The sequence below is a fragment of the Streptomyces sp. NPDC002130 genome, assembly GCF_040296465.1.
In the GTDB taxonomy this organism is placed as follows: Bacteria; Actinomycetota; Actinomycetes; order Streptomycetales; family Streptomycetaceae; genus Streptomyces.
This window is the reverse complement of record NZ_JBEOXI010000411.1, coordinates 1-4581: the sequence shown is the minus strand read 5'-3', so window position 1 is coordinate 4581 and position 4581 is coordinate 1. Positions and strand designations below refer to the sequence as shown.

Here is a 4581-nt window from a genome sequence, read left to right as displayed (position 1 = left end):
GTTTGGGGGCCTGCCCGGCCTGACCCGCCGCACTGGCCCCGGGTCGTGGGGCGGTGGGGGTCAGCGGCCGTGCCGGCCGCCGCTCACCGTCCGGCGCCGGGCCGACAGGAACAGGGCCGAGGCGCCCAGGGCCAGCGCCGCCGCACCGCCGATCGCGACGTACGGGGTGGTGCTGTCGCCGCCGGTCTCGGCGAGGTTCTCCGTGGCACCGGCCGCCTTCGGCCGGTTGGGCGCGGGTGCCGCAGCCTTCGGCCGGTCGGGCTCGGGCACCGCCGCCTTCGGGCGGTCCGGCGCGCTCTGCTTCGGGGCCGCGGCCGGCTCCGCCGAGGTGCCGGCGTCGTCGTCGCCGTGCCCGTGGTGCTCGATGGTCGACTTGTCGTTGCCGTCCTGGATCTGCTTCTCGCTGGGAGCGGAGGCGGACGGGGCCGGAGCCGCGCCGCCCGCCGCGCCGCCACCGCCGCCGAAGCTGACGTCCGAGCAGGAGTAGAACGCCTCCGGGCTGTCCGACCGCTGCCAGACCGCGTACAGCAGGTGCTTGCCGGAGCGCTGGGGCAGCTTGCCGGAGAAGGTGTAGAAACCGCCGGTGGCGGCCGGGTCGGTGGACGTCGCGACCGGGTTCGCGAGGTCCAGGTCCTTCCAGGCGAGCGGCTTGGCGGGGTCGTAGCCGGGCTTGGTGAGGTACACCTTGAACGTGCCCTTGTGCGGGGCCGTCACGCGGTACTTGAAGGTGTGCGAGCCGCTGCGGACGCCGGTCGCGGGCCAGTCGGCGCGGGGGAGGTCGAGACCCTTGAACTCCGCGTTGTTCGCGCTGCAGAGCTTGCCGTCCGGTATGAGCTGCTGGTGCCGGCCGCCCGCGTCGCCGATGCGGATGCCGTTCCAGTCGTAGAGGGCCTGGGTGCCACCCGCCGCGACCGCCGCCTTGCACGCGGCCGACTTCGGGCTCTCGGGGCCTTCGGCGTAGCACTGCGAGACCCGGCTGACCGGGTCGCCCATCGAGCCGTGCGCGGCGGCCGGTGCGGCGGTCAGCGCGGTCAGGGCGAGCGGGAGGCTGCCGAGGGCGGCGACGGAGGCGGCCTTGCGGCGTGCGGGCATGCGGGAACTCCTCGAAACGGTGCATGGGGCAGGTCCGGGCCGGAAGGGGCCGGAATCCCGTGGGGTGCTCCGAAGCTAGCCCCTGAGAACCGTGAAATCGCCTGCTGGGGGCGGGTGGAGGAGATCCTTATGGCCCGCTTAAGGGAGTGTTCGGACTGGCATCAGGTAGGTACCGTCGCGGCATGGCAGACGAGGAGATCCGACCGGCCCGCGCCGCCGACGTACCGGTCGTCACGGAGGTGGTCGACGCGGCCTTCCGCCCCTACATCGAGCGCATCGGGCAGGTGCCCCAGCCCATGGAGGAGGACCACACGGCGAACGTGGCCGCGGGCAAGGTGTTCGTGACGGGCGATCCGGTCACCGGGCTCGTCGTGGTCGAGGCGTTCGACGACCACCTCTTCCTCGACACCATCGCCGTCCACCCCGCCGCGCACGGCAGGGGGGTGGGGCGGCGGCTGCTCCGGTTCGTGGACGCACACGCGCGTACGCTCGGCCTGCCCGAGGTCAGGCTCTACACGAACGCGCTGATGTGGGAGAACCAGCAGATCTATCCGAAGTACGGCTACGAACTCGTGGAGCGCCGCGTGGACGGGCCCTACGACCGTGTCCACTACCGCAAACGGCTGCTCTGAGCGTTGCGTCTCATGACCGGCACCGGCCGCTCAGGCGTCCGGCCACCAGGTGCGTGCGATGTCCTTGCGGACCTCCGGGCGCCCGGCGGGACGCTCGTCGGCCTCCTCGCGGACCCGGCGGACGTCCGACTTCTTCAGGGGCTTCTGCACGGTCACACGGCGCATGGCTGCCTCCTTAAGGGTCTACCGGGTTCCGCGTTCTCACGGAGGTAGACCTTTCGGGGGAGGGTTACTCATCGTTCCTGGTCTGTCAGTGGCGGCAGTCACGATTCGGTTGTCAGTGGCGGGTGTCACTCTGGGGCCATGACGAACGTGGACTGGGACGCCGAGGCCGCCTCCTTCGACGAGGAGCCGGACCACGGCCTGCGCGACCCCGAGGTGCGCCGTGCCTGGGCCGGTCGGCTGCGCGACTGGCTGCCGGGGCGCGCCGGCGACGTGCTCGATCTCGGCTGTGGCACCGGCAGCCTGTCACTCATCGCGTCTGAACAGGGGCACCGGGTGACGGGCGTGGACCTCTCCCCGGCGATGGTGACGCTCGCGCGGGAAAAGCTCGCCGGGCGCGACGCCGTGTTCCTCGTCGGTGACGCGGCGGCACCGCCGGTCGGGGAGCAGCGCTTCGACGCCGTGCTCGTGCGGCACGTCCTGTGGGCCCTGCCCGAGCCTGCCCGCGCCCTCAGGCACTGGCGCGGGCTGCTGCGGCCGGGCGGGCGGCTGGTGCTGGTCGAGGGCGTGTGGGGGAGCACCGAGCCGGTCGGCATACCCGCCGAGCGGCTCACCGGCCTGCTCGCCCCGATCGCCGGTCAGGTGCGCGTGCAGCGGCTGTCGGACGATCCGCTGCTGTGGGGCGGGCCGGTGACGGACGAGCGGTACGCGGTGGTCGCGGAGATCCGCGACTCAGGCCAGGAGGGCCTCGAAGCCGCCGCCGCGGGCCAGTGACTCCAGTTCGTCGAGCGCGGCCAGCGCGGCGGATGCCGCGTCCGGGTCCGACTCGCCGAGCCCGCTCTCGGCGAACTCGTCCTCGTCCAGGCGCCGCACGTCCGTGCCGTCCGCGGAGAGCCACAGGTCGAGGTCGAGATCCTCCACGACCAGCTCCGGGCCGGAGCGCCGGGCGGGGCGGGTGACGTCGCAGTACCAGCCCTTCAGCGTGCCTGTGGCGGAGCGGACCTCCTTCACCGCGTACCACCGGTCGCGCCAGTAGTACTCCGTGAAGACGTCCCCGGGCTCGAAGCGGACGAACCCGAAGTCGCGGACGCCGGAGCCCGCCCAGGCGGCGCGGACCGCCACGCGCGTGCCGTCGTCCGCCAGCAGCTCGCCGCTGTAACGGATCTTCGTACGGCCCGCCTTGACGAGGACGACGTCCAGCTGCGGGTTCCGGTCAGCCGACTGAGGGCTCCGGTCAGCCGAGTTCGCGGACATGACGCACCTCCTTCGCGCAGATCTCGTAGCCGAACCACTTGTTGATGGCGATCATCGGCTCGTTCCCCGTGTCGTTGCCGGTGAAGGCCTCCGTGCACCCCGCCGCGCGGGCGCGATGCAGCGAGTCGTTCTTGGCGAGCTTCGCCAGGCCCCTGCCGCGGAACTCCCGGGCGGTGCCGGTCATCGCGGTGGCGTAGCGGGAGTCGCCGTCCGTGTAGGCCACGCTGAAGGCGGCCGGTCGCCCGTCGACGACCGCGACGGTGGTCAGGTCGCGGTTCAGCAGCGGGTGCTTCCAGTGTTGCTCGAGCCAGGCCTCGTAGTCGGTGAACTCCACGGCGATGTCGCTCGGTTCGTCCGACGACGTCGCCGCGTCCAGTTCGAACAGGGGGCGCGGGTCGTCCGCGAAGTCGGCGGCAGTGCGCAGCTCGACGCCGGACGGTGGCTCCTGCCGGGGCGGGAGCGTGCCGCCCGCCAGGTCCAGGCGCAGGAACCAGGCGGAGCGGCTGGCCCGGAAGCCGTGCCGCTCGGCGAAGGCGCGGTTGTCCGGCTCGTCCAGGACCCACGCGAACAGCTTCGTGACGCCCAGGCGTCCCAGGCGCTCCTCCGCCGTACGCAGCAGCAGCGAACCGGCGCCGCGGTTCCTGCGGTCGGGGCGTACGTAGATGTTGGCCGAGCCCTGGCCGGGTTCCGGGCTGTCGTGGGCGACGCTGACCTGGGCGGTGCCGATGATCTCGCCGTCCTCCTCGGCGATGAGCTGCCCGAAATGGGCGTCAGGGTGGACGTGCGTCAGGGTGTGCACCACCGACTCGGGGGTGGACAACATGTACGGAAGGGCGAGGCGCCGGGTGTCGGAGAACCCCTCGGCATCGGCTCGGACATCGGGACGCAGGTCGCGCACGATCATGGTCATGAAGGCGCACGCTACGCGTGAAGCCATCCGGGGTGCCTCTCATTTTCCGTCGGGTGCGCGACAATCGGCCTGTGACCCTGAAGATCGACATCGACGACAGCGCCCCGCCCTACGAGCAGGTGCGGGCGCGGATCTCCGAGCAGGCGCGGTCCGGTGCGCTGCCCGTGGGCTACCGGCTGCCGACCGTGCGGGGGCTGGCCGAGTCGCTGGGCCTCGCCGCGAACACGGTCGCCAAGGCGTACCGGGCGCTGGAGGCGGACGGGGTGATCGAGACCAGGGGCCGCAACGGCACGTTCGTGGCCGCCGCCGGATCGGCCGCGGACCGCGAGCTGGCCTCGGCCGCACAGGCCTATGTGGAGCGGGCCAGGCGACTCGGGCTGGACGAGGAGGCCGCGCTCGCCGCGGTCCGGGACGCCCTGCGCGCGGCTTACGGGAACTAGGGCCTGTCGTTTGGATCAGGCCGCAGGGAATCGGCGGATTCTTTCAACGCCGGTGAGCGGGGCCTGGCGCGTGGAGCTGCAAGGCGGAGGA

Annotated in this window: 7 protein-coding genes; 3 read left to right on the top strand and 4 right to left on the bottom strand. The window is 72.5% G+C overall.

The window, feature by feature from the left end; all coding sequences use genetic code 11:
* Positions 1 to 60: 60 nt before the first annotated feature.
* Positions 61 to 1092 carry a lytic polysaccharide monooxygenase auxiliary activity family 9 protein gene (locus tag ABT116_RS39855; protein WP_351644806.1) on the bottom strand — a complete coding sequence of 344 codons (1032 nt, stop codon included), beginning with the start codon at positions 1090 to 1092 and terminating at the stop codon, positions 61 to 63.
* Positions 1093 to 1274: 182 nt separating this feature from the next.
* Between ABT116_RS39855 and ABT116_RS39850 the strand changes: the two genes are divergently transcribed.
* Positions 1275 to 1724 carry a GNAT family N-acetyltransferase gene (locus tag ABT116_RS39850; RefSeq protein WP_351644804.1) on the top strand — a complete coding sequence of 150 codons (450 nt, stop codon included), beginning with the start codon at positions 1275 to 1277 and terminating at the stop codon, positions 1722 to 1724.
* 30 nt (positions 1725 to 1754) lie between these two features.
* Here the strand turns inward: ABT116_RS39850 and ABT116_RS39845 are convergent, their stop codons facing one another.
* Positions 1755 to 1889: a hypothetical protein gene (locus ABT116_RS39845; protein WP_104778565.1), complete on the bottom strand. Its 135-nt coding sequence runs from the start codon at positions 1887 to 1889 to the stop codon at positions 1755 to 1757.
* Between the two features lie 138 nt (positions 1890 to 2027).
* On the opposite strand from ABT116_RS39845, the gene ABT116_RS39840 reads away from it, so the two are divergent.
* Positions 2028 to 2660, top strand: a complete 633-nt coding sequence (locus ABT116_RS39840; protein ID WP_351644801.1) for a class I SAM-dependent methyltransferase — start codon at positions 2028 to 2030, stop codon at positions 2658 to 2660.
* On the opposite strand, the gene ABT116_RS39835 is transcribed toward ABT116_RS39840, so the two are convergent.
* Both ABT116_RS39835 and ABT116_RS39830 read right to left on the bottom strand, forming a co-directional pair.
* The gene (locus ABT116_RS39835) at positions 2619 to 3140 is read right to left on the bottom strand and encodes a ribonuclease FAU-1 family protein (protein ID WP_351644799.1); all 522 of its coding nucleotides are present in this window, start codon (positions 3138 to 3140) and stop codon (positions 2619 to 2621) included. The two genes, ABT116_RS39840 and ABT116_RS39835, sit on opposite strands and share 42 nt — an antisense overlap.
* Positions 3121 to 4050 carry a GNAT family N-acetyltransferase gene (locus ABT116_RS39830; RefSeq protein WP_351644797.1) on the bottom strand — a complete coding sequence of 310 codons (930 nt, stop codon included), beginning with the start codon at positions 4048 to 4050 and terminating at the stop codon, positions 3121 to 3123. Before ABT116_RS39830 ends, ABT116_RS39835 begins: the two co-directional genes overlap by 20 nt.
* Before the next feature lie 71 nt (positions 4051 to 4121).
* Between ABT116_RS39830 and ABT116_RS39825 the strand changes: the two genes are divergently transcribed.
* Positions 4122 to 4490, top strand: a complete 369-nt coding sequence (locus tag ABT116_RS39825; protein WP_351644794.1) for a GntR family transcriptional regulator — start codon at positions 4122 to 4124, stop codon at positions 4488 to 4490.
* The last annotated feature ends 91 nt before the right edge of the window (positions 4491 to 4581 follow it).

Excerpts from the sequence above, each read along its gene's own strand:
- ABT116_RS39855 (WP_351644806.1), bottom strand. The coding sequence starts at position 1,092 with ATGCCCGCACGCCGCAAGGCCGCCTCCGTCGCCGCCCTCGGCAGCCTC.
- ABT116_RS39850 (WP_351644804.1), top strand. The coding sequence starts at position 1,275 with ATGGCAGACGAGGAGATCCGACCGGCCCGCGCCGCCGACGTACCGGTC.
- ABT116_RS39845 (WP_104778565.1), bottom strand. The coding sequence starts at position 1,889 with ATGCGCCGTGTGACCGTGCAGAAGCCCCTGAAGAAGTCGGACGTCCGC.
- ABT116_RS39840 (WP_351644801.1), top strand. The coding sequence starts at position 2,028 with ATGACGAACGTGGACTGGGACGCCGAGGCCGCCTCCTTCGACGAGGAG.
- ABT116_RS39835 (WP_351644799.1), bottom strand. The coding sequence starts at position 3,140 with ATGTCCGCGAACTCGGCTGACCGGAGCCCTCAGTCGGCTGACCGGAAC.
- ABT116_RS39830 (WP_351644797.1), bottom strand. The coding sequence starts at position 4,050 with ATGACCATGATCGTGCGCGACCTGCGTCCCGATGTCCGAGCCGATGCC.